The 23957-nt window shown below is 71.9% G+C and carries 18 protein-coding genes; 5 read left to right on the forward strand and 13 right to left on the reverse strand.

Features of this window, described 5'->3' with window-relative positions:
* Nucleotides 1-1029: 1029 nt before the first annotated feature.
* The 4 genes from uvrC to rsgA form a co-directional block, all read right to left on the reverse strand.
* A complete protein-coding gene (gene uvrC, locus ACGFH9_RS25060; protein WP_393223589.1) occupies nt 1030-3156 on the reverse strand; it encodes an excinuclease ABC subunit UvrC in 2127 nt (708 codons plus the stop codon).
* 122 nt (nt 3157-3278) lie between these two features.
* The gene (locus tag ACGFH9_RS25065; RefSeq protein WP_393223592.1) at nt 3279-3761 is read right to left on the reverse strand and encodes a Rieske (2Fe-2S) protein; all 483 of its coding nucleotides are present in this window, start codon (nt 3759-3761) and stop codon (nt 3279-3281) included.
* Between the two features lie 159 nt (nt 3762-3920).
* Nucleotides 3921-6866 (reverse strand): excinuclease ABC subunit UvrA, encoded by a 2946-nt coding sequence (gene uvrA / locus ACGFH9_RS25070; protein WP_393223594.1) that lies wholly within the window; start codon nt 6864-6866, stop codon nt 3921-3923.
* A gap of 211 nt (nt 6867-7077) precedes the next feature.
* A complete protein-coding gene (gene rsgA / locus ACGFH9_RS25075; RefSeq protein WP_393223775.1) occupies nt 7078-8148 on the reverse strand; it encodes a ribosome small subunit-dependent GTPase A in 1071 nt (356 codons plus the stop codon).
* 274 nt (nt 8149-8422) lie between these two features.
* Between rsgA and ACGFH9_RS25080 the strand changes: the two genes are divergently transcribed.
* Nucleotides 8423-9076, forward strand: a complete 654-nt coding sequence (locus ACGFH9_RS25080; RefSeq protein WP_393223597.1) for an MBL fold metallo-hydrolase — start codon at nt 8423-8425, stop codon at nt 9074-9076.
* 270 nt (nt 9077-9346) lie between these two features.
* Here the strand turns inward: ACGFH9_RS25080 and ACGFH9_RS25085 are convergent, their stop codons facing one another.
* Both ACGFH9_RS25085 and ACGFH9_RS25090 read right to left on the reverse strand, forming a co-directional pair.
* Nucleotides 9347-9955: a DedA family protein gene (locus tag ACGFH9_RS25085; protein ID WP_393223600.1), complete on the reverse strand. Its 609-nt coding sequence runs from the start codon at nt 9953-9955 to the stop codon at nt 9347-9349.
* A gap of 101 nt (nt 9956-10056) precedes the next feature.
* Nucleotides 10057-10740 (reverse strand): class I SAM-dependent methyltransferase, encoded by a 684-nt coding sequence (locus tag ACGFH9_RS25090; RefSeq protein WP_393223603.1) that lies wholly within the window; start codon nt 10738-10740, stop codon nt 10057-10059.
* A 197-nt stretch (nt 10741-10937) separates the two neighbouring features.
* Here ACGFH9_RS25090 and ACGFH9_RS25095 point away from each other — a divergent pair, with 197 nt between their 5' ends.
* On the forward strand, nt 10938-11141 hold the full coding sequence (locus ACGFH9_RS25095; protein WP_393223606.1) for a cold-shock protein: 204 nt from the start codon (nt 10938-10940) through the stop codon (nt 11139-11141).
* A gap of 48 nt (nt 11142-11189) precedes the next feature.
* Here the strand turns inward: ACGFH9_RS25095 and ACGFH9_RS25100 are convergent, their stop codons facing one another.
* From ACGFH9_RS25100 to ACGFH9_RS25120, 5 genes are all read right to left on the reverse strand, one after another.
* Nucleotides 11190-12470 carry an MFS transporter gene (locus ACGFH9_RS25100; protein WP_393223609.1) on the reverse strand — a complete coding sequence of 427 codons (1281 nt, stop codon included), beginning with the start codon at nt 12468-12470 and terminating at the stop codon, nt 11190-11192.
* Nucleotides 12467-13042, reverse strand: coding sequence for an ArsR/SmtB family transcription factor (locus tag ACGFH9_RS25105; RefSeq protein ID WP_393223611.1), 576 nt, complete (start codon nt 13040-13042; stop codon nt 12467-12469). Before ACGFH9_RS25105 ends, ACGFH9_RS25100 begins: the two co-directional genes overlap by 4 nt.
* 107 nt (nt 13043-13149) lie before the next feature.
* Nucleotides 13150-14022 carry a hypothetical protein gene (locus tag ACGFH9_RS25110; protein ID WP_355248898.1) on the reverse strand — a complete coding sequence of 291 codons (873 nt, stop codon included), beginning with the start codon at nt 14020-14022 and terminating at the stop codon, nt 13150-13152.
* Nucleotides 14023-14182: 160 nt separating this feature from the next.
* Nucleotides 14183-15856 carry a CocE/NonD family hydrolase gene (locus tag ACGFH9_RS25115; RefSeq protein ID WP_393223614.1) on the reverse strand — a complete coding sequence of 558 codons (1674 nt, stop codon included), beginning with the start codon at nt 15854-15856 and terminating at the stop codon, nt 14183-14185.
* A 2-nt stretch (nt 15857-15858) separates the two neighbouring features.
* Nucleotides 15859-16374 carry a MarR family winged helix-turn-helix transcriptional regulator gene (locus ACGFH9_RS25120; RefSeq protein WP_393223778.1) on the reverse strand — a complete coding sequence of 172 codons (516 nt, stop codon included), beginning with the start codon at nt 16372-16374 and terminating at the stop codon, nt 15859-15861.
* A 123-nt stretch (nt 16375-16497) separates the two neighbouring features.
* Here ACGFH9_RS25120 and ACGFH9_RS25125 point away from each other — a divergent pair, with 123 nt between their 5' ends.
* Complete coding sequence (locus ACGFH9_RS25125; RefSeq protein ID WP_393223617.1) at nt 16498-18624, forward strand: MMPL family transporter; 2127 nt, start codon at nt 16498-16500, stop codon at nt 18622-18624.
* A gap of 58 nt (nt 18625-18682) precedes the next feature.
* On the opposite strand, the gene ACGFH9_RS25130 is transcribed toward ACGFH9_RS25125, so the two are convergent.
* Nucleotides 18683-19567: a transglycosylase SLT domain-containing protein gene (locus ACGFH9_RS25130; protein WP_393223619.1), complete on the reverse strand. Its 885-nt coding sequence runs from the start codon at nt 19565-19567 to the stop codon at nt 18683-18685.
* 33 nt (nt 19568-19600) lie between these two features.
* Nucleotides 19601-21010 (reverse strand): DedA family protein, encoded by a 1410-nt coding sequence (locus ACGFH9_RS25135; RefSeq protein WP_393223622.1) that lies wholly within the window; start codon nt 21008-21010, stop codon nt 19601-19603.
* A gap of 133 nt (nt 21011-21143) precedes the next feature.
* Here ACGFH9_RS25135 and typA point away from each other — a divergent pair, with 133 nt between their 5' ends.
* Both typA and ACGFH9_RS25145 read left to right on the forward strand, forming a co-directional pair.
* Nucleotides 21144-23012, forward strand: coding sequence for a translational GTPase TypA (typA, locus tag ACGFH9_RS25140; protein ID WP_393223625.1), 1869 nt, complete (start codon nt 21144-21146; stop codon nt 23010-23012).
* 105 nt (nt 23013-23117) lie between these two features.
* Nucleotides 23118-23957, forward strand: a complete 840-nt coding sequence (locus tag ACGFH9_RS25145; RefSeq protein WP_393223628.1) for a serine hydrolase — start codon at nt 23118-23120, stop codon at nt 23955-23957.

The raw sequence follows: 23957 nt of genomic DNA on the forward strand, positions 1-23957 counted from the left end.
GGAAAACACCACGACACAAAAATCCGGGGGACGTGCCGAAGCGAAAGCTCATCGGAGACGACCCGGCGACCCAGCAGGGCCTGCACGGGGGATGTCCCCGGAGGGTGGTCCAACGGCCTGTGGTGGCGGATCATTCCGCCGCGCCTGAAGGGCTTGCGGACCAGGGCTGGCCGGTGGTGCTCGGCCGTGCGGGGGATGTAACGACGCCGACCCGGCGGGTGTTCCCGGGGCTGGCTACCGGCCTGAGCCGGTGGTGCACGGCGGTGCGGAGGATGTAACCACGGCGGCCCGGCCGGTGTTCCCGGCCGCTGCCCTGCGCCGCCAGCCCGGGGGCCGCGGCGGCATGCCAGGTATAACGACCCCGCCCGGCCCGCGATTCCGCCGCCACGATGACACCGACCACAGCACACCACGCCCCTGAACAGGACAAACCTCGCACCCACCTACGGTCCGGCGCGCCTCGGGCGGGGTGATCGTCTCGACATCGTCGAAATAGGGGTATCTCCGCACAGGGATGCCCCCACATCGGCGACCTGGAGGCGATCAGATCGCGGATGCTGCGCCGAAGCCAGACACCGGGGACAAAACGCTCGCGTGTACGGCATCGGCGCCCAAGGCTGGTCGATGATCTGCACAACTTCGGGGATGTTGCTGCCTCAGCCCGTCGTGAGGCAGCAACATCCCCGAAAGTGCTGCCTGCCGATCGGGGCGACCACGTCGCCGAAGGTCTCAGACGGCGCTGCCGGGCAAGATCGTGCTCGAACCAGAAAGAGGGCCCTCGCCGTGCGGCCGAGGCCACTACAACCAGGATCGAGCGCGATCATGGGCGTGCGACGGCGCGCGTTCCGCATTCGACACCGCCGTGTCGCCCAGGCGGGCGGGCGCGGAGGTCACCTATAGGGACAGATCGCCCACATGGTGCGCGGTAGGGGCATGCGCGCGTCGGGGCAAGGTGGTGATCCACACGACTTCGGCGATATCGCGCTATCCCAGCCGTTTGACAGCCCGATATCGGCGAAGCCGAGTCGATCATGGCGAGGGCAAGCCCTCAACCGCTGGGCCAGCGGCAGAAGTCGCCCCCGCATCGGGCGGGCTCCCCGTGTCGGAGGTCGCCCCCGCGTCGGGTGGTCCCGCCGCATCGGAGGTCGCCTTCGCGCTGGGTGGACCGGCCGTGTTGGGGGTCGCCTGAGTGCTGTCGTCGGCTCGTGTGCCCGGGTCGAGGGCGGCCAGGATCGCCTCGGCTGTCCGTCGGCCGACCCCGGGCACCTCGGTGATCTCTTCGACCGTGGCCGTGGAGAGCCGCTTGAGGGAGCCGAAGTGTCGCAGCAGCGCCTTGCGGCGTACCTCGCCCAGGCCGGAGACGTTGTCCAGTGCCGACTCGGTCATCCGCTTGGAGCGGCGCTGGCGGTGGAACGTGATGGCGAAGCGGTGTGCCTCGTCACGGACTCGTTGCAGCAGGTAGAGGCCCTCGGAGGTGCGCGGCAGGATGACCGGGAACTCGTCGTCGGGGAGCCAGACCTCCTCCAGCCGCTTCGCGAGGCCGCAGAGCGCGACGTCGTCGATGCCCAGGTCGGCGAGGGCCTGCGCGGCGGCCGCGACCTGCGGGGCGCCGCCGTCGACGACCACCAGCTGCGGCGGGTACGCGAACTTTCGCGGCCGGCCGGTGGTCGGATCGATGAGGACACCGACCTGCGGATCGACGGGGTCGACCGGGGTGGACGGGTCGTCGGCCGACTCCACGCCCACCTCGCCCGTCTCGGCCCGCGCGTCGAGGTAACGGGCGAAGCGGCGGCGCAGCACCTCGGACATCGCGGACAGGTCGTCGGTGGCACCCCGGACGATGAACCGCCGGTACTCGCTCTTGCGGGGCAACCCGTCCTCGAAGACCACCATGCTGGCCACCACGTCGGTGCCCTGGATCTGGGAGATGTCGAAGCACTCGATGCGCAGTGGCGACGTGCGCATGCCCAGCGCCTCGCTGATCTCGTCCAACGCCTTGCCGCGGGTGGTCAGGTCACCGGAGCGCTTGAGCTTGTGCCGGGCCAGCGCATCCTTGGCGTTGCGCTCGACCGTCTCCAGCAGGGTGCGCTTGTCGCCGCGCTGCGGCACGCGCAGCGACACCCGGCTGCCCCGGTGGCTGGTGAGCCAGTCCCCGAGCGCGTCGGCGTCCGCCGGCAGCTCGGGCACCAGAAGCTCACGGGGTACGTCCGCTTCGCCGTGCTCGCCGCCGTACACCTGGGTGCAGAAGTGGTGCACCAGGTCGCCGGTGGTCAGGTCCTCGGTCTTCTCCACCACCCACCCACGCTGGCCGCGGACCCGGCCGTCGCGGACGTGGAAGACCTGCACGGCCGCTTCGAGCGGGTCGTCGGCGAACGCGACCACGTCGGCGTCGGTGCCGTCGCCGAGGACGACGGTCTGCTTCTCCATGGCCCGGCGCAGGGCGGCCACGTCGTCGCGCAGGCGGGCGGCCCGCTCGAACTCCAACGCCTCGCTGGCGTCGGTCATCTCACGTTCGATCTTGCGGACCATGGTGTCGGTGCGGCCGGCCATGAAGTCGCAGAAACCGTCGACGATGGCACGGTGCTCGTCGGCGGAGACGGTGCCGACGCACGGTGCCGAGCACTTGCCGATGTAGCCCAGGAGGCAGGGACGGCCGACCTGGCCGGCCCGCTTGAACACCCCTGCCGAACAGGTCCGTGCGGGAAACACCCGCAGCAGCAGGTCGAGGGTCTCCCGGATGGCCCAGGCGTGCGAGTACGGCCCGAAGTAGCGCACACCCTTGCGTTTCGCGCCGCGCATCACCTGGAGTCGCGGGTACTCCTCGTCGAGGGTGACGGCGAGGTACGGATACGACTTGTCGTCGCGGTAGCGGACGTTGAACCGGGGGTCGTACTGCTTGATCCAGGTGAACTCCTGCTGGAGCGCCTCGACCTCGGTGCCGACGGTGATCCAGTCCACCGACTCGGCGGTGGTGACCATCTGGCGGGTGCGCTCGTGCAGGTTCCACACGTCGCCGAAGTAGGAGTTGAGCCGGCTGCGCAGGTTCTTCGCCTTGCCGACGTAGATCACCCGGCCGGTGCCGTCGCGGAAGCGGTAGACCCCCGGTGACTCCGGGATGGTGCCGGGTGCGGGACGGTAGGTCGAGGGGTCAGCCACGCCACCAAGCCTAGTCCGCACCCCCGACACGCCACGCCGAGCGCTAGATCAACTCGGCGTACGGCAAGTCGGGGCGTCGACGAACGCCGGACGCCCCGACTTCCCGCGAAGAGACCAAGCCGTCAGGCCAGGGAGATCTGATCGCCGGTGACCTTGATGTCCTTCGGTGGCAGCGGCTTCTTGGCCGGACCGGCCTTCACCGAGCCGTCCTCGATCGAGAACTTGCTGCCGTGGCAGGTGCAGTTGATGGTGCCGCCGTCGACGTTCGAGACCGGGCAGTTCTGGTGCGTACAGATGGGGCTGAAGCCCTTGAACTGGCCGGCCGCGGGCTGGGTGATGACCACGCCCTCGGCGGCGAGGATCTTGCCGCCGCCGACCGGGATGTCGGCGGTGGTGGCCAGCGACTGGGCGTTCTGCCGGTCGCCGCCGCCGGCGTCGCCGGTGCTGGGCACGGCCGGGCCGCCACTGGTGGGTGAGTCGCTGCCACTGCCGTCGTCGCTGCCGCAGGCAGCCAGGACGACGGCCGCGCCGACCGCCCCGACGCCGGTGAGCAGGGTACGACGGGTCTGCGTACCCGGACCGGTCAACGCCTGATCGTCGCTCATGCCTCGCCTCTCTCTCGCCCACTGCGCCGGTCCGAAAGCCCGGCCACATCTCTCTCCACGCGCAACTGTGCCGGATAGTTCAGACCGGCATCCGTGCGACCCCGGCAAAAGGGGCGGGGCGGGTCGTCATCCGACCCGCCCCGCAGAGGTAATGGTTGATCAGCGCGCGCCGGCCGACACCTTGCGGGTCGCCCGTGTCTTGGTCGCGCCGTTGGCCTTGGCGGCCCGGGTGGTGGCCGCCGCCGCGCCCTTGGCCTCGCCGTCGAGCTTGAGCACCTGGCGCAGGAACTCGCCGGTGTGGCTCTCGGCCACCTCGGCGACCTCCTCCGGGGTGCCGGTGGCGAGCACCGTGCCGCCCCGGTGACCACCCTCGGGACCCATGTCGATCAGCCAGTCGGCCGTCTTGATCACGTCGAGGTTGTGCTCGATGGTGATCACCGTGTTGCCCTTGTCGACCAGGCCCTCGAGCACCATCAGCAGCTTGCGGATGTCCTCGAAGTGCAGGCCGGTGGTCGGCTCGTCGAGCACGTAGACCGTCCGCCCGGTGGAGCGCTTCTGCAACTCGGACGCGAGCTTGACCCGCTGCGCCTCACCACCGGACAGGGTCGGTGCGGGCTGACCGAGGCGGACGTAGCCCAGGCCCACGTCGACAAGGGTCTTGAGGTGCCGGTGGATGGCCGGGATGGCGGAGAAGAACTCGGCGGCCTCCTCGATCGGCATCTCCAGCACGTCCGAGACGGTCTTGCCCTTGTAGTGCACCTCCAGCGTCTCCCGGTTGTACCGGGCGCCCTTGCAGACCTCGCAGGGGACGTACACGTCGGGCAGGAAGTTCATCTCGATCTTGATGGTGCCGTCGCCGGAGCACGCCTCGCAGCGGCCACCCTTGACGTTGAACGAGAACCGGCCCGGGCCGTACCCCCGGACCTTGGCCTCGGTGGTCTCGGCGAAGAGCTTGCGGACGTGGTCCCAGACACCCGTGTAGGTGGCCGGGTTGGAGCGCGGCGTACGCCCGATCGGCGACTGGTCGACACCGACGACCTTGTCCACGTGCTCCAGCCCGGAGACCCGGGTGTGCCGGCCGGGCACCAGCCGGGCGCCGTTGATCTGGTTGGCCAGCACGGCGTACAGGATGTCGTTCACGAGTGTCGACTTGCCCGAGCCGCTGACGCCCGTCACCGCGATGAGCTGGCCCAGCGGGAACGACACGGTCAGGTTGCGCAGGTTGTGCTCCCGCGCGCCGTGCACCACCAACTCCCGGCCCGGGTCCTGCGCGCGACGGCCCGTCGGCGTCGGGATCGACCGCCGGCCGGACAGGTACGCCCCGGTGATCGACTCCTTGTTCTTGAGCAGCGCCGGCACCGAGCCGCTGTGCACGATCTTGCCGCCGTGCTCGCCCGCGCCGGGCCCGATGTCGACGATCCAGTCGGCGACGCGGATGGTGTCCTCGTCGTGCTCGACCACGATCAGCGTGTTGCCCAGCCCGCGCAGCCGGATCAGGGTCTCGATGAGCCGGTGGTTGTCGCGCTGGTGCAGACCGATCGACGGCTCGTCGAGCACGTAGAGCACGCCGACCAGGCCCGAGCCGATCTGGGTGGCCAGCCGGATGCGCTGCGCCTCGCCGCCGGAGAGCGTGCCGGCCGGCCGGTCGAGGGAGAGGTAGTCCAGGCCGACGTCGAGCAGGAACCGCAGCCGGGCGTTGATCTCCTTGAGGACGCGCTCGGCGATCAGCTTCTGCCGGTCGGTCAGCTCGATGCCGGCGAGCAGGTCGGCGCACTCCCCCACGGACAGGTTGCAGACCTCGGCGATGCTCCTGCCCGCCAGGGTGACGGCCAGCACCTCGGGCTTGAGCCGGGCGCCCCCACACGCGGCGCACGGCACGTCCCGCATGTAGCCCTCGTACTTGTCGCGGGACCACTCGGACTCGGTGTCGGAGTGCCGGCGCTCGATCCACTGCACCACACCCTCGAAGCCGGTGTAGTAGGAGCGCTCGCGGCCGTACTTGTTGCGGTAGCGCACGTGGACCTGGTCGTCGGAGCCGTGCAGGATCGTCTTCTGCGCCCGCGCCGGCAGCGCCCGCCACGGGGTGTCGACGTCGAAGTGCTGGGACTCGCCGAGCGCCTCCAGCAGGCGCAGGAAGTATTCCAGGTTGTGCCCGGTCGACCAGGGCTGGATGGCGCCCTCGCGCAGGCTGCGCTCCGGATCGGGAACCAGCAGCTCCGGGTCGACCTCCTTCTTGGTGCCCAGACCCGTGCACTCGGGGCAGGCGCCGTACGGGGCGTTGAAGGAGAAGACGCGGGGCTCGAGGTCCTCGATGGCGAGCGGGTGGTCGTTGGGACAGGCCAGGTGCTCGGAGTAGCGGCGCTCCCGGTCCGGGTCGTCCTCCGGCAGGTCGACGAAGTCGAGCAGCACCAGGCCGCTCGACAGGCCGAGCGCGGCCTCGACCGAGTCGGTCAGCCGCTGCTTGGCGCTCGGCTTGACGGTGAGCCGGTCGATCACCACCTCGATGGTGTGCTTCTCCTGCTTCTTGAGCTTGGGCGGCTCGGTCAGCGGGTGCACCACGCCGTCGACCCGGGCCCGCGCGTAGCCCTTGGCCTGCAGCTCGGCGAAGAGGTCGACGTACTCGCCCTTGCGGCCCCGGATGACCGGCGCGAGCACCATGAACTTCGTGCCCTCGGCCATGGCGAGCACCCGGTCGACGATCTGCTGCGGGCTCTGCTTGGAGATCCGCTCGCCACAGACCGGGCAGTGCGGCTCGCCGATGCGGGCGTAGAGCAGGCGCAGGTAGTCGTAGACCTCGGTGATGGTGCCGACCGTCGAGCGCGGGTTGCGCGAGGTCGACTTCTGGTCGATGGAGACGGCCGGGCTGAGCCCCTCGATGAAGTCGACGTCGGGCTTGTCCATCTGCCCGAGGAACTGCCGGGCGTACGACGACAGCGACTCCACGTACCGCCGCTGGCCTTCGGCGAAGATCGTGTCGAAGGCCAGGCTCGACTTGCCCGACCCGGACAGCCCGGTGAACACGATGAGAGCGTCACGGGGCAGGTCGAGACTGACGTCACGCAGATTGTGCTCGCGCGCGCCACGGATGATGAGTCGGTCGGCCACGGTACGTGTACTCCCGGGTGAAGGTGAAGCGGAGGGTCTGTCCCGCTCTGGGCTGGTTCCGAGCGGTCGTGCGGGCGCGGAAAACGCGCCTCGGCAACTCTAGCCCCGAGGTACGACAGTTTCCCCCGCCCGCACATTCCCCCAGCTCAGCCCGGTCGGCCGCGCCGTACGCGAGCCCGCTTCGGCGCTCGCCCCCAGCGCGGCCCGCCGGTCAGTAGCCCCCGGGCGACGGCGGGCGAATCGCCCTGCGCCGCGCCGAGCGCCAGCCGCCCCGCCGCTCGGAGGCGAGTCGCGCCTCACGCCGCCGGCTCTCGTGTGCCACCTCGCCCTGCAGCCGCCGCCAGCTCTCCCACCGGCGGGCGGACAGCTCACCGGTGCCCAGCGCGTCGCGGACCGCGCAGGCCGGCTCGCCGTCGTGCCGGCAGTCGGCGTACCGGCAACCCTCGGCGAGCCCCGCGATGTCGGCGAACGCCCGGTCCAACCCGGCCACGCCGTCGAGCAGACCGACCGCCCGCACACCCGGTGTGTCGATCACCGCGCCGCCGCCGGGAATCGGCACCAGGGCCCGCCAGGTGGTGGTGTGCCGTCCCTTGCCGTCGACGCGACGGATCGCCTGTGTCGGCATCATCACCGCGCCGGCGAGCGCGTTGACCAGGCTCGACTTGCCCGCGCCGGACGGCCCGAGCAGCCCCAACGTGCGACCCGGCACGACCTCCGCACGCAGCGGGGCCAGCCCGGTGCCGCGCTCGGCGCTGACCGGCAGCACCGGCACACCGGGGGCGACCGCGGCGAGTTGCCGGGCCAGCGCGGCCGGATCGGCCGCCAGGTCGGACTTCGTCAGCACCACGAGCGGCCGGGCCCCGGACTCGTGGACCAGGGAGAGCAGCCGCTCGATGCGGGCGACGTCCGGCTCCGGGTGCACCGGCTCCACCACGGCCGCCGTGTCGAGGTTGGCCGCCAGCACCTGACCGCTGGCGTCCTTGCCCGCGGTACGGCGGATCAGCGCGGCTCGCCGGGGCAGCACGGCCGCCACGGTGATCCGGCGGTCCGGCCAGTGCGTGAGCAGCACCCAGTCCCCCACGCAGGGCAGCGCGCAGAGGTCCCGGGCGGCGGCGGCCAGCACGGACGGGCCGAGACTCGCGCGGACCGGACCGTCGGCGGTGAGCACCGTGCAGACTCCCCGGTCCACCCGGGCCACCCGACCCGGGTGGCGCTCGCCACGTCGGGCGGCGTACGACGCCCGGTCGGCGTCCCAGCCGAGGGCGGTCAGATCGATCGTCATGGCATCCTCATCGGTGTCGAGCTGGTGATGGCGGAACATGCGTGCCACGTCCGGCATGAACACCACCTCCCTCCGACGTCCGAGTGCCGCATGTGACGCCGACGGTAGGGCGCGGGGCGACGCGCCGAAAGCGATTTCCGCGAGGACGGCGTGCCGCGTGCCCGCTAGGGTCGACGCGTGCGCGCGAAACCGCAGCCGCCGAGCGGCGCGGCGGGTGCGCCACCGCACGGCCGCCGAGCGTTTCCTCCTCCATCGAAATGGATATCCACACGTCATGACCTACAGCGGAGATGTCACGCACGGCGGCCCGCCGGCGGTACGGGAGTTGGACGGGCTGACCATCAGCAAGCTGTCGGTCGGCCCGATGGACAACAACGCCTACCTGCTGCGGTGCACCGGCACCGGAGACCAGGTGTTGATCGACGCCGCCAACGAGGCGCCCCGGCTGCTGGAGCTGATCGGTGACGGCGGCCTGACCGCCGTGGTCACCACCCACCAGCACATGGACCACTGGGTGGCGTTGGAGGAGGTGGTCGCCAAGAGCGGCGCTCGGGCTCTGGTGCACACCGACGACGCGTCCGGGCTGCCGATCGAGGCGGAGCACCTGACCGAGGGCGACACCGTGCCGGTCGGCGACTGCGCGCTGGAGGTCATCCACATCAAGGGGCACACCCCCGGGTCGATCGCGCTGCTCTACCGCGACCCGGCCGGCACCGGCCACCTCTTCACCGGCGACAGTCTCTTTCCCGGCGGCGTCGGCAACACGGACAAGGACCCCGAGCGCTTCGCCGCGTTGATCGACGACGTCGAGCACAAGCTGTTCGATCAACTGCCGGACGACACCTGGTTCTACCCGGGCCACGGCAAGGACAGCACCCTGGGCGCGGAACGCCCGTCCCTCCCCCAGTGGCGAACCCGAGGCTGGTAACCCGAGGCCCCCAGGCCCACCCACCGCCCAACAAGAGCTCCCCAACGGGCCCACCCGGCCGCAGCACCCAACCGGGCCACCCGACGCTGACCGAACACCCCGATAGATCCAGACCCGCCGGTGGAGAGCGACACACCGACGAACCGCGCCCACGACGGGCCGGGGGCCTGCCGTGCCCGGCGCAGGGATCAAGCCTGACCGCCCGGAGCGGGGCACGGCAGGCCCCCGGCCCCGAACCGCAACCAGGCCAGCAACCAGGTCAGCCCAACCTCAGCCAGCAACAGCAACCAGCCGCCGCCGCGCCCCCAGCAGCGCGACGGAGGCCAGCACCAACCCGACCCCCATGGTCACCAGCAGCGGGCTCGGCGCCCCCGGCAGCAGTGCGGTCAGCGACCGCGACGCGGTGCCCAGCGCCAGGTAGAGACCGGCCCAGGCCGCCGCGCCGAGGGCCGCTCCGCCGAGGAACCGTCGGTACGACATCCGCAGCCCGCCGGCCGCCAGCGGCAGCAGCGCGTTGAACACGGGCAGGAACGGCGCGACCATCATCATCCGCCCGCCACCGCGGCTGAGGATCCCCTCGGCCGCGCTCCAGCGTGACTCGCCGATCCAGCCTCCGATGCGGCTGCGGCGCAGGTGATCGCCGTACCGACGGCCGATCAGGAAGCTCAGCGACCAGCCGGCCAGGCACCCGGCGAGCACCGCGGCGAAGGTGGCCAGCCCGGTGGCCGGGCGGCCGACACCGACCGCGGCCAGGATCGCCACGTCACCGGGGATCAGCACGCCCAGCAGCGGTACGGCGTCGAAGAGCATGACCAACCCGAGCACGCCCATCAGCACCAGGACGGGCAGCTCTCCGACCTGGGCCAGCCATTGCGTCATGCCTCGTACGCTGTGGCCGCCGCACCACCTGGGACATCCGGTCGCAGCCCCTAGCGTCCCCTGGTGTCCGCCTCGGGGTCACCCCTGAGTGGGCTGGCGTGTCACGCGGGTCGCAGCACCCGTACCCGGCGGGGCGACGGGTCCACCGAGGGTTCGGTGGTGGGCACCGGGTAGTCGGCCAGCACCCGCAACCCGTCGGCCGGCAGGTGCCCCCGGCCGGGGTCCCCGACCAGCACCTCCGCGCCGGAGGCGACGACCCGTCGGAGGAACGGCAGCATCCTCTCGGCCATCGGGCGGCTGTAGAACACGTCGCCAGCGACCACCAGGTCCGCGTCGTCGACGTCGCCGTCGAGCAGGTCGTCGCCGCTGGTGTCGACGGTGACCCGGTTGGCGCGCGCGTTGACCGTGACAGCCGCCACGGCGTACGGGTCGATGTCGTTGGCGAGGACGTCGGACGCGCCGGCCAGCGCGGCGGCGATGGCCACCAGCCCCGACCCGGCGGCGACGTCGAGAACCCGACGTCCGGCGGCCAGCTCCGGGTGGTCCAGCAGGTGCCGGGCCAGGGCCTGGCCGCCGGCCCAGGCGGAGGCCCAGTACGGCGGCGACAGGGGGTGCCCGGCGAACGCCTCCATCCGGGCCCACCAGACGATCGCGTCCTCGGCGAGGTGCAGCCGCACCTCGGGGACGAACGGGGTGGGTGCCAGTTGGAGCCGGTCCAGGCCGGTGCCGGGCGCGTCGATCTCGCGCTCCAGCTCGGACAGCGCGGCGGCTGCGGCACCCTTCATCGGCGCAAGCATGCCGCAGGACAGGGTGGTCGGGGCGGGTTTGGCACGCGGGTGACGTGGAGAGTTCATCTGAGTTCGAGTAAACACCTACGGCACTTCGGCCGGCGGATTGGGGTTTCGCCCGCTACTGTCGAACAGGTACGGGCGACCATCGGCCTAGAGGCCGGTGGTCCGCCGCTTTGAACAGGGAGAGATGCATGGCAACCGGCACGGTTAAGTGGTTCAACTCGGAAAAGGGCTTCGGCTTCATCGAGCAGGAAGATGGAGGGCCGGACGTGTTCGTCCACTACTCCGCCATCGCTTCGAGCGGTTACCGGGAGCTCAACGAGGGCCAGAAGGTCGAGTTCGAGGTGACCCAGGGGCAGAAGGGCCCGCAGGCGGACAACGTCCGCCCGATCTAGCTCCGTGCCGGTGGCGGCGGTCGGTCTCCGGTCGCCGCCGCAGTGCACTCACGACGCTGCAGGGGCGGCGGGCAGGTCCCGCCGCCTCCGGAGCGGCCCCATCAGCAGGATCAACGGGGTCAACGCCAACCAGGCCGTCATCAGGGTGACGGCGGTGTCGACGCCGTAACGCGCACCGAGCTCGCCGGCCGCCACTGCCGCCAGCGGAATGGTGCCGTAGTTGAGCAGATGCATGCTCACCGTCGCGCGCCCGAGCAGGTGGTGCGGCGTGTACGTCTGTCGGAACGCGCCCTTGACGACGTTGCCGATGGCGACCCCGAGGCCGACCAGCACGCCGCCGAGCGCCGGCCAGATCAGCCCGATACCGGGTCCGGCCAACGGGATGAGCAGGGCGGGTGGGCCGGTGAGCGCCGCGCCGATGAGCATGGCGCGCGCGGTGCCACAGCGCCGGGCGAGGGCGGTGGCCAGCAGCGCGCCGATGATCCCGCCGATGCTCATCACCCCGACCAGGACGCCGACCAGTCCCGGCGCGAGCCGCAGTTCGCGGACCAGGAACACCACCAGGACCGCCTGGTAGCCGGTCAGGCCGATGTTGCTGGCCGCCCCCATGAGCGTCAGGACCCGCAGGTACGGGTCGCGGATGACGAAGCGCAGCCCCTCGGCCATGTCCCGCCGCAGCGACCGGGACCGGTCCGTGCGGACGGGACGCGGCCCGGTGGTGCGGATGCGCAGCAGGAGGGCCGCCGAGAGGAGGAACGTCAGGGCGTCCAGCAGCAACGCGGCGACCGCACCGGCGAGTTGGGCGATCAGGCCGGCGATGCCGGGTCCGACGACGTAGCTCACCGTCTGGGTGGCCTGGAGCTTCGCGTTCCCCTCGGGCAGTTGCTCGGGTCGCAGCAGCACCGGCAGGTAGACCTGGTCCGCGGTCTCGAAGAAGACCCGCGCGACGCCCGCGCCGAGGGCCACCAGTAGCAACTGCGCGACGGTGAGGCGACCCATCAGGGCGGCCACCGGCACGCTCAGGAACGCGAGCGCGCACAGCAGGTCGCAGACCACCATGAGCGGCCGGCGCGGCAACCGGTCCACCCACGCGCCGGCCGGTAGACCGATCAGCAGCCAGGGCAGCCAGGCCGCTGCGGTGAGGACCGCCACCTGGAAGGTGCTGGCGTCGAGCACGGCGACCGCCACCAGGGGCAGCGCGACGGTGGTGACGTTGCTGCCGATGCTGCTGACCGTCTGGCCGGCCCAGAGCAGGCGGAAGTCGCGGTGCCGCAGCAGCCCACCGGCCGGTCGGTTCGGGGCGGGATCGGCGCGGGTGGCCGCCGTCACGGTCGGGCCGGTACGCCGTGGACGAACACGAACACCGGTTGCCGCTCGACACCGTCGTCGGGCAGCTCGCGGTCGCCCCAGCGGGTCAGCACGGCGACGATCTCCTGGCTCAGCTCCTTCAGCTCGGCCGGTGTGAGGTGCATCCACCGGTCGGCGGAGAACGGTCCCTCACCCCAGACGGCCTGCTCGGTCTCCTCGGCGGCGTGCCAGACGCGGGCCAACGCGACGTGCCGGTCCAGGTTGAGGGAGGTGGCGGCGTCGGCGACGGCGCGGTCGGCGGGGTCGGCGACGAAGTCGGTCGTGGACCAGCGCACCGCCCGACTGGCCAGTTGCCACCAGCGTTCACGGCGGTCCCGGGCCAGTTCGGGGGCTTCGGTGACCAGGTCGGCGGCGGCGAGCACCTTGAGGTGATGGCTGACGTTCGCCGGCGCCTGGCCGGTGCGGTCGGCGAGCATGCCGACGGTCGACGGCCCGTGCACCTTGAACACGTCCATCAGTCGGCGGCGCAGCGGGTGGGCCATGGCGGCCAGCACCCGCGAGTCGGTGACCTGGCGTACGTCGGGGGGCTCCATACCGCCACCATTCCATCCGCAACAGTTCTTGCGCAATAGGTCTTGCCCAAGAACTGTTGCGGGGCGGCGTGCGGTGCGGGCGACCCGGCGGCTACGGGCCGCCCCGCTCAGGCGACCAGCCTGCGGGCCAACTCGTCGGCGACCTGCTTGGCGATGGTGGGTGGAATGGCCGCGGCGATCTCCTCCGGCGTCAGCCCGGCCAGCACGCCCTGGATGATCGCCTCCTCGTCGGTGAAGTCCTTCCCGGCCAGCGCGGTGAGCGCGCTCTGCAGGGCGGTGAGCTGCGCCGTCATCGCTCGCAGGTTCCAGTTGCCGGTCACCGAGGCGCCGGTTTCGTCCCGGCCCTCCGCCATCCGGGTGTAGATCTGTCCGATCGGGTTGCGGCCGTCCAGGACGGTGAGGTTCTTGTGGACGGTAGCCAGCCAGTTGTGTTCTTCGGGGGTCATGTCGCTGTCCTCCAGGAGTCCGATGGAGCTGAGGTAGCGGCGGAACAACGGCCGCTGGTCACGGCCCGCCTTGATCGCGTCGCGGAAGAAGCTGATGTGGGTGTGCCAACGGTGCGAGCTGTCGCCGGTGGTGCGCTTGCCGAGGCGGTCCCACCGCTTCACCGTGTTGCCGTCGGGGCTGTAGATGATCTCGCGGATGTCCCGGGTGTCGGCCGCGTTCGCGGCGCACTGGTCCACGCACCAGAGCGAGAAACTGACCAGGGTGTTCGTACGACCACCGGAGCGGACCTCGAACTGGCCGACGTCCAGCGCCGACGCGTCGAGGGTCAGTCCAGCCCGGTCCCGGGGTGACTCGACCACCGAGTAGTCGTTCGGGACCACCCGGTCCGAGCCGCAGTGATAGCCGCCGCGGTGGTCCGGGTCGCCGACGATGCCGACTTCGTTCGGCTCCAGGTCGTCGGGGCCGGGGGCGTTGTCGAGGTGGGTGAGGAGCAGGCTTCGAAGGGCCAACAGGTTAGCCGGGGCCCGGGTCATGGGGTCCCCCTCTCAGCTGGGGCGGGGACCGGGCGCGACGTCACACCGCGTATGCGGTGGCGGGCTTTTGGGCGAGCCCGGTCTGGGTGGTGCACGGCGCCGGGCGTTGACTCAACCATAGCCCGCATTCCGATTAATGCCCAGGTCAGAGGCATTCTGTTCAGATTGGAGGCATCGGCGGGGCAGAGTGGACGATCGGCAACAGCAGCACCGAGGGATGCGCCGGGTCATGCAGAACCTGCCGCCAACCGGGACGCAGCGTCACCGCCGTACCGAGGGGTTCCCCGGTGCCGGGGTTGCGCGCCCAGCGCGGATGGGCGCCGCCGGCGACCTGCACCCGCAGCCGGTGCCCGGCGGCGATCCGGTACGCGGTCGGCCAGAGCGACACCGGAACCCGCCGCACCCCGGACGCGTCGGCGGGGAAGCGTTCGGGCGTCACCCGCACCAGGCCGTCGCACACGTTCCACGACCGACCGCGCCGGTCCACATCGCACAGTCGCACAAAGACGTCCAGGTGTGGCAGCTCACTGCGGACGTGCAGTTCGGCGCGTACCGGGCCGATCACCTCGACCGGACCGGCCAGCGGAGCGCTGGTGTAGGTGAGCACGTCGGGGCGGGCCTCCACCTGCCGGTTGTCCACCCGACCGGCTCGCTTGGCGACCAGCAGCGGCCCACCCAGCGACGGGGTGGGATCGGCCGGGTCGTACCGGAACTCGTCGGGCGCCGACGCGCCCGGAGGACGTACCGCCAGCTCACCGCCCGCATGCAGGTGCCAGGCGGTCTCGACGGTCGGCGGCGGCCAGTCCGGCAGGTCCCGCCAGCCGCCGCCGGGACCACCCACGTGCACCCGGACCGGGGCCGCAGAGGGCGGACGTTCGTCGTCCAGCGGCCCGCCGAGGTGTACGTCGAGCCAGGTCAACCCCTCGCGCAGGGCCGCCACGAACAGCCCGGGGCTGCCGTGGGTCCAGGGACCGATCACGAGACGTGGGCGTGTGCCGGTGGCGCGCAGGGTGGCGTGGTCGTCGAGCTGGGCGGGCAGGAAGATGTCGTGCCAACCGGTGACCATGACCACGGGCGCCCGCACCCGGGCCACCCGGTCGGCGAAGACGCGCTCGCGCCAGTACGCCGCCTCCGGGGCGTGCTGCCGCAGCCACTCCTGAAAGAACGGGATCGTGACGCCGGTGGCCACCCGGTCCGCCTCGGCCAGCGGCAGGTGGTCGAGCGCGGCGGCCAACCGGGGCTGCCCCCGTTTGAGTTCCCGCTGGCGGGCCAGCCACGGCACGGTCTGGGCGTGCAGCAGCTCGGCCCAGGTCAGTACGGTGTCCAGGGCGAACGACTCTCCCGCGTACGTCGAGTCCCGGGTGGCCGAGGCGGTCACCACCGCGACCATCGCACGGAGATCCTGACCGGCGTCGGCGGCCAGCGCCCACTGGGCGAAGCCCTGGTAGCTGACTCCGAACATGCCGAGCACCCCGGACCACCAGGGCTGGCGGCGCAGCCAGTCCAGCGTGTCGACCCCGTCGTCGCGCTCGTGCACGAGCGGGGCGAACGTGCCGCCGGAGCCGCCGGTGCCCCGGCAGGACTGGATCACCGCGTGGCGGCCCCGCGTGGCGAGCAACCGGCCGAGCAGCCGCAACGGGCCACCCCGCCCGTACGGGGTGCGGATCAGCACGGTCGGCGCGGCTTGGTCACCCGGCGCGTAATGGTCGGTGCGCAGCACCACGCCGTCGCGGGCCCGGATCGGGATGTCCCGGGTGACGCGCACCGGGCCGGGGCGTGTCGCGGGCAGCCGCAGTCCGGCGGCGGCCAGGCGCGCGACGAGCCGGCCGGACACGGTCAGCCCGTTGTCCGGTGGGGCGGTTCGGGCCGGGTGGCACGGACCGCGTCGCGGTGCGCCCGCAGCGACTCGCTCATCTCCGCGACGAACCGGTGCACGACGTCCAGTTCGTCCTCGTCGAAGCGGTCCATCACCGCGTCGGTGCGCGCGCCCAGGGGCCGGAAGAACTCCATGGCCAGGGCGGCGCCCTGGTCGGCGTAGTGCAGCAGCACCTTGCGCCGGTCGACGGTGTCGCGGTCCCGGCGGATGTGCCCGGCCCGTTCCAGGCGGTCGATCAGCGCGGTGACCGAGCCGGACGACAGGTTGAGCTGCTCACCGAGGCGACCGGGGGTGATCGGGTCGCCGAACAGTTCGGCGTCCATGACCGCGATCAGCGCGTTCAGATCGGTCGGGTTGAGGCCGTGCAGGTTGGCGAAGGCGTGACCGACCTGCTGGGCGTCCACCGCGTACCGCCGAAGGTTGTTGGTGATCTCCGCGACCAGCTGCTCGCGGCGCGTGTCGCGCCGCCGGTACATGCCGTGAGTCGCCACGTCGCGCCGCTTCTCCCCGTCGTCGGTACTCCGGGTTGCAGCATAGAACAGCCGTCGATAATCTCGTCCATCAAGATACTTGGCGCTCAAAAGACCTAGGGGTCAGCGATGTCCGTCTTCACCAGGGTCGCGCGTGGCCGGCTCGCGGCCTGGCTCACCGTCGCCGCCGCGCTCGTCATCGCCGCGATCGTCGTCGGAGTGCCACGGCCGGACAACCCGGCACCGGTCTCCGCCACCGGCCTGTCCGCCGAGTGGCAGTCGACACAGGTGCAGCGTCTCCAGGACCAGCTACCCACCAGCGACGTCCAACCGGCCGTCGTGGTCGTCAGTCGCGGTGACGGCGCGGCGCTGAGCGAGGCCGACCGGGCCGTCCTCGCCTCCCGCTCCGGAGACCTGGGCCGGTTGGCCATGGGCGGTCGGGTCAGCCCGACCCAGGTCTCCCCGGACGGCACGGTCGCGCTCGTCGCCGTGCCGCTGGACACCTCCGGGGGTCAGGAGGAGGTGACCGGCAAGGTCACCGCGCTGCGCGACGCGCTGGCGGACCTGCCCGACCCGCTGGCCGCCGAGGTCACCGGCGCACCCGCCCTGACCGCCGACCTGTCGTCGGTCTTCGAGGGCGCCGACGTCACCCTGCTCGCGGTGACCGCCGCCGTGGTCGCGTTGCTGCTGCTGATCACGTACCGCAGTCCGTTCCTGTGGATCGTGCCGCTGGTCGTGGTCGGCGCGACCGAACAGCTCACCCTGCGCGCGGTGGACACGATCGTGCCCGCCGTCGGCATCAACCTCCAGCAGGGCCAGGTCACCGGCATCGCCAGCGTGCTGGTGTTCGGTGCCGCCACCGACTATGCGCTGCTGCTCATCGCCCGCTACCGGGAGGAACTGCGGCGCGAACAGGACCGCTTCGCGGCGATGCGGGCAGCGCTGCGCCGTACCGCCGAGCCCATCCTGGCCAGCGGCGGCACCGTGGTCCTCGGCGTGCTCACCCTGCTGCTCAGCGAGCAGGAGACGAACCGGGCACTGGCCGTGGCCTGCGCCACCGGTGTGGTCTTCGCCATGCTCTCGGCGCTGTTCGTGCTCCCCGCCGTGCTGGTCCTCTTCGGTCGCGACCTGTTCTGGCCGTTCGTACCCCGGGTCGGCGGCCCGGTCCGCGAGGGCCGGCTCTGGGGGCGGCTCGGCGCGGTCGTACGCCGCCGCCCGGTCGTGGTCGCGGTGCTGTCGACCCTGCTGCTCGGCGGCCTGGCCCTCGGCGGGCTCGGAATCCGCACCGGCCTGTCCGAGACCGAGCAGTTCCGGGCCGCGCCCGAGGCGGTGACCGGCGCACAGACTCTGGCCCGGGCGTTCCCCGCCGGCAGCACCCAGCCGGTGGCCGTGCTCACCACCCCGGCGGCGGCGCGGGCGGTCGCCGACGTCGCCAGCGCCGTACCCGGCGTCGCCTCGGCGCGACCGGGCGACGTCGGCCAGGCTGTCGCCCAGGTCGACGTGGTGCTGGACGCCGAGCCCGGCACGCCCGCCTCGGACCGCGCGGTCGAGGCGCTACGCGACGCGGTCGCCGCCGTGCCCGACTCCGCTCCCCCGGCCGTCGCCGGCGTCGACCCGCCAACCGGCGCGATCGTGGGCGGCTCGGTGGCCGCGACCTACGACTCCGACGAGGCCAACGACCGCGACCTGCGGCTCATCCTGCCGATCATCCTGCTGCTGGTCGGCGCGGTGCTCGTGCTGCTGCTGCGGGGCCTTGTCGCGCCGGTGCTGCTCGTGCTCACCGTGATCGCGTCGTTCTTCGCCAGCCTCGGGGCGGCCTGGCTGCTCTTCGACCACGTGCTGGACTTCCCGGCGCTCGACAGTGGCGTGCTGCTGCTCGCCTTCGTCTTCCTGGTGGCACTCGGCGTGGACTACAACATCTTCCTGGTGACCCGGGCCCGGGAGGACGCCCGCACCACCGGCACCCGCGACGGCATGCTGTCCGCGCTGCGGGTCACCGGAGGTGTGATCACGAGCGCCGGGGTGCTGCTCGCCGCGGTGTTCGCCGTGCTCGGCGTGCTGCCGCTGATCACGCTGACGCAGATCGGCATCATCGTCTGCATCGGCGTCCTGCTGGACACGCTGCTGGTCCGCACGGTGCTCGTGCCGGCGCTGGCGTTCCTGCTCGGCGACCGCTTCTGGTGGCCGGGTCGCGTCGACGCCCACCCGGGCGTCGACGTCCCGGCGACGCCCGAGCCGGTGCCCGCACGAGACTGACCGCCCCCGCGACGGGGGCGGGGCCGGAAAACACCCGGCCCCGCCCCCGTCGGCGTGCTCAGTAGCCCAGGCAGACGCACTCGGTCATCAAGGCCCGCACGTTGCGCACGTACGACGGGTTGGGGATGGCGAGGGGCTCGCCCTCCTGCGCCACCGCCCCGTGCCCGAAGTTGTACGCGGCGATGACCGCGTTGAGCAGACAGGAGTTCAGTTCGGCGGTGCACAGGTCCGCGTCGAGCCGGAAGTCGGACTCGAAGTACATGTCGCCGATGTACTTGGTCAGCCAGGCCAGGTAGTTGGCCCCCAGGTACGCGTTGTCCCGGTAGTCGGCGATGTCGTAGCTCTGGTCGAAGCGCTGGTTCATCCAGGTCGCGGTGCCCGGCATCACCTGCATCAGCCCGACGCCGCCGTCGCAGGCGTAGATGTTGGACTGCCAGCCGCTCTCCTGCCAGGCGGTGGCCTTGAGCAGGTCGAGCGGCACCTTGAGGTCCGGTGCGGAGCTGAGCCAGTAGGTGCGGGCGGCGGCGTCGCTCAGGGCCGCCTTCACGTCGGCGCGGCTCGCCTGGGTGCCCTTGTAGCTGGGCTTGCAGGACGACGGGGCGGGCTTCGGAGGCGCCGGCGGGACCTTCGTCTCGGTGGGCGCCTTGGCGACCGCGCGCGGCTTCGTGGGAGCCGTCGCCCGGGTCGGCTTCCTCGCCGGCGTCGGGGAGGCGGACGCGCTACGGCTCGGGGCGGTGCCCATCGCCGCGACCGCGCTCGCCGAAGGGCTCGACTCGACGGACGGCTCGTCGACCGGCTCGTCCGTCGGCGCCTCGGTGACCGAGACGGGTGCGGCGGCCTGATCCTGGGGGCGTTGCCCCTTGCCGGCGCAGCCGACCGCACCGCTGGCGAGCAGGAGGCTGGAGAGCACGAGCGCGCCCACCCGTCTGGCGTGTTGACGCACAGTGGTCCTCCCCCGTCTGACAGTCGCCGCAGATTAGCAAGGTTCGACGGGCCGGCGGTGCCCCTGCGCGGGCCGGACCGGACCGGCCGACTGCTCCCGGTCGCCGACCGCCCGGTCCCGGGTTGCCCAGGCGACCACGAACACCACCGTCCACAGCACCCCCAGCAGTACCGCCGCCGCCGTACCGCTCGTCGTCTCCAGGCCGAGGTAGAGCCGCGCGGCCGCGACCCCCAGCACGCCCGCGGCGGCAGCCGTCCACGCGGCCACCGCCACCGGCCACCGCGCGCTGCGCGACACCAACCAGGCGAGGGTGCAGAGGCTCGCCGCGACCACGGCGTTCTGGGTGGAGAACGGGACGGCCTCGTGCGCGCCGTCACCGGTTGCTCCGGTCAACTCGGCCACCACGGCCAGCATCACCAGCGGCACGAACGCGCCGGCCGTACCGACCACGCTCAGCAGGTCGGTGCGCAGCGGACGGTTACGCCACGCCAGCACCGCCGCCACCATCGCCACCAGCACGATCAGCACCCACCCGCGTACCAGCGACACCACGACCAGGGTGGCGTCGGCGGCGTCCGGTGTGCGGCGAGCCGTGAACCACGCGCCGATCGCCCCGTCCAGCGCCGCCAGTCCGCTGTTGCGTACCACCACGGCGAGCAGGCCGGCGATGGCCAGTCCGGCGGCGAAGAGCAACAGCAGCCCGGCGGCCAGGTTGAGCAGCAGCGTCCAGGCCGGCCCGATCCGCATGGCCAGCAGGAAGAACAGCACCCCGTACCGGGCGCCGAGCCAGCGCACCGGCGGCAGCGCGGCGGCCCGCGAGAGCAGCGCGCGCGCCGGGTCGGGGTTGCGGCCGAGCCACCGACCGGCGAGCACCACCCCCAGCAGCCCCGCCAGCAACGCCAGCGCCGCGCCGGTGGCCCGGCCGAGCACCCGGGAGACCGTGTCGTACGACTCACCGGCGAGGTGACCGAGCAGGATCGAGCCGGCCACCCAGGTCGCCACCCCGGCCAGGTTCCACAGGGCGAACCGCCGGTACGGCATGCCGGCCGCGCCGGCCAGCCGGGGCACCAGGGTGCGGGCGAAGGCCACCCATCGGGCGGCGAACACCCCACGCCCACCCAGCCGGGCGAGCATCGCGTCCGCCCTGCTCCACCGCCCCGGCCCGACCCGGTGACCCAGTCCGGCGCGCAGCCGCGGGCCGTAGCGCCGACCGGCGCGGAACGCCAGGGTGTCGCCGACCAACGCCGCAACGATCATCGCGAGCAACGCCGGCCCGAGCCGCAAGGTACCGTTGTAGGTGAGGAAGCCGACGAGAAGCAGGGTAGCCTCACCCGGCACCAGCAAGCCGAAGATCACCGCGGTCTCGCCCGCCACGATCAGCGCGGCGACCAGGTAGATCCACAGGGTGGGCAGACCCTGCACCCAGGTCAGCAGGTCGTGCACTCAGGCCCCCGGGACACGGGAGCCAGCATGCCAGCCGGGGGAACCACCGGCACAGCAGTTTCACCATAGATCAGGGGCACCTGGGGGTGACCCCGACGCAGCCTGCGCGAGCGCAGGCGGAAGGATAGAGGGTATGCAGCTTCGCACCGACCTCCGCAACGTCGCCATCATCGCTCACGTCGACCACGGCAAGACCACCCTGGTCGACGCCATGTTGCGGCAGGCCGGGGCGTACGGCGCCCGGGGCGAGAACACCGAGCGGGTGATGGACTCGGGTGACCTGGAGCGGGAGAAGGGCATCACGATCCTGGCCAAGAACACCGGTGTGCGCTACCTGCCCGCCGATGGTTCGGACCCGGTCACCATCAACATCATCGACACCCCCGGCCACGCCGACTTCGGCGGCGAGGTCGAGCGCGGCCTGACCATGGTCGACGGTGTCGTGCTGCTCGTCGACGCCAGTGAGGGCCCGCTCCCGCAGACCCGCTTCGTGCTGCGCAAGGCGCTGCGGGCCCGGATGCCGATCATCCTGGTGATCAACAAGGTGGACCGTCCGGACGCCCGGATCAAGGAGGTCGTGGACGACACCTACGAGCTCTTCCTCGACCTGGACGCCGACGAGGAGCAGATCGACTTCCCGATCGTCTACGCCTGTGCACGGGACGGCATCGCCTCGCTGACCCAGCCGGCCGACGGCTCGGTGCCCGACGACAGCGACTCCCTGGAGCCGCTGTTCCGCACCCTGCTGGACACCATCCCGGCCCCGGCGTACGAGGACGACGCGCCGCTGCAGGCGCACGTCACCAACCTCGACGCGTCGCCGTTCCTCGGCCGGCTCGCGCTGTGCCGCGTCCGGCAGGGCACCATCAGCAAGGGCCAGACGGTCGCCTGGTGCCGCACCGACGGCAGCACCCAGCGGGTCCGCATCTCCGAGATGCTGATGACCGAGGGTCTGGAGCGCAAGCCGGCCGAGACCGCCGGCCCGGGCGACATCATCGCCGTCGCCGGCATCCCGGAGATCATGATCGGCGAGACGCTGGCCGACGTGGAGAACCCGGTGGCGCTGCCGCTGATCACCGTCGACGAGCCGGCCATCTCGATGACCATCGGCACCAACACCTCTCCGCTGGTCGGCAGGGTCAAGGGCTCCAAGGTCACCGCCCGCATGGTCAAGGACCGGCTCGACAAGGAGCTGGTCGGCAACGTGTCGCTGCGGGTCCTGCCCACCGAGCGGCCGGACGCCTGGGAGGTGCAGGGCCGCGGTGAGCTGGCGCTGGCCATCCTGGTCGAGCAGATGCGCCGGGAGAGCTACGAGCTGACCGTCGGCAAGCCGCAGGTGGTCACCCGGGAGATCGACGGCAAGACCTGCGAGCCGGTCGAGCGGCTGACCATCGACGCCCCGGAGGAATACCTGGGCGCGATCACCCAGCTCCTCGCCACCCGCAAGGGCCGGATGGAGCAGCTGGTCAACCACGGCACCGGCTGGATCCGGATGGAGTGGCTGGTCCCGGCGCGTGGCCTGATCGGCTTCCGCACCGAGTTCCTCACCGACACCCGGGGCACCGGCATCCTGCACCACGTCTTCGAGTCGTACGAGCCGTGGTTCGGTGAGCTGCGCACCCGCAACAACGGCTCGCTGGTCGCCGACCGGTCCGGCGTGGTCACCGCGTTCGCGATGATCAACCTTCAGGAGCGCGGCCAGCTCTTCGTCGAGCCGACCACCGAGGTGTACGAGGGCATGATCGTCGGGGAGAACTCCCGCTCCGACGACATGGACGTCAACATCACCAAGGAGAAGAAGCTCACCAACATGCGGGCCTCGACCTCCGACGAGACCGAGAAGCTGATCCCGCCGCGCAAGCTCTCGCTGGAGCAGGCCCTGGAGTTCTGCCGCGAGGACGAGTGCGTCGAGGTCACCCCGCACGCGGTGCGCATCCGCAAGGTGGTGCTCGACCAGCAGCAGCGTGGCCGGGCCGCCGCCCGCCGCAAGCACGCCGGCTGACCACACCAGCACCGGGCGCGTCGGCCGCTTGCGGCCGACGCGCCCTTTCGCTTCCCGCCCGGGGTACGTCCGCCCGGCGCCGGTTGATCAGCTACGGTCACCGGCATGAGCTGGGATGATCTCGACGCCCATCTGGACACGGTGCCGGGCACCGTCTCGGCGTACGTGGGTCGACTCGACGCGCCACCGGCCTGGACCCGGCACGCCCGCGCCGGCCACTACGCCGCCAGCACGATGAAGGTGGCGGTGCTGGCCGCGCTGTACCGCGCCGCCGAGGCCGGCACCCTGGACCTGGACGCCGACGTCCCGGTGGTCAACGAGTTCGACTCGGCCCAGCCCGGCGCACCCCGGTTCTCCTGCGCCCCGCACTACGACAACGACGACGCGGTCTGGGACCGGCTCGGCGGCACGGCGTCGCTACGCTGGCTCGCCGAGCGGATGATCGTGCGGTCCAGCAACCTGGCCACGAACCTCGTCATCGGGCACGTCGGGCTGCCCGCCGTGGCCGAGGTGTGGTCGCTGGCCGGTGCCCGGGACAGCGTCACCGGCCGCGGCATCGAGGACTTCGCCGCCCGCGACGTCGGCATCACCAACACCGTCACCGCAGCCGACCTGGCCGCCCTGCTGGGCGCGCTGGCCGGCGGCGCCACCACGCCCGGCCGCCTCGCCTCGCCGGCCGGGTGCGCGGCCATGCTGGACGTGCTGCTCGCCCAGGAACACCGCGAGGACCTGGCCGCCGGCCTGCCCGAGGGCACCCGGATCGCGCTGAAGAACGGCTGGGTACGTGGTGTGCGCCACGGTGCCGGCGTGGTGCTGCCCGACGACGCCCCGCCGTACGTGATCGCCGTGTGCACCACGACCGACCTGGACGACGGAGACGACGACGCCTGTCGACTCATCGCGCGCGTCTCGGCGCGGGTCTGGGACGACCGGCACCGCCTCTGA

The sequence above is a fragment of the Micromonospora sp. NPDC049102 genome (genome assembly GCF_043197485.1).
Classification (GTDB): domain Bacteria; phylum Actinomycetota; class Actinomycetes; order Mycobacteriales; family Micromonosporaceae; genus Micromonospora.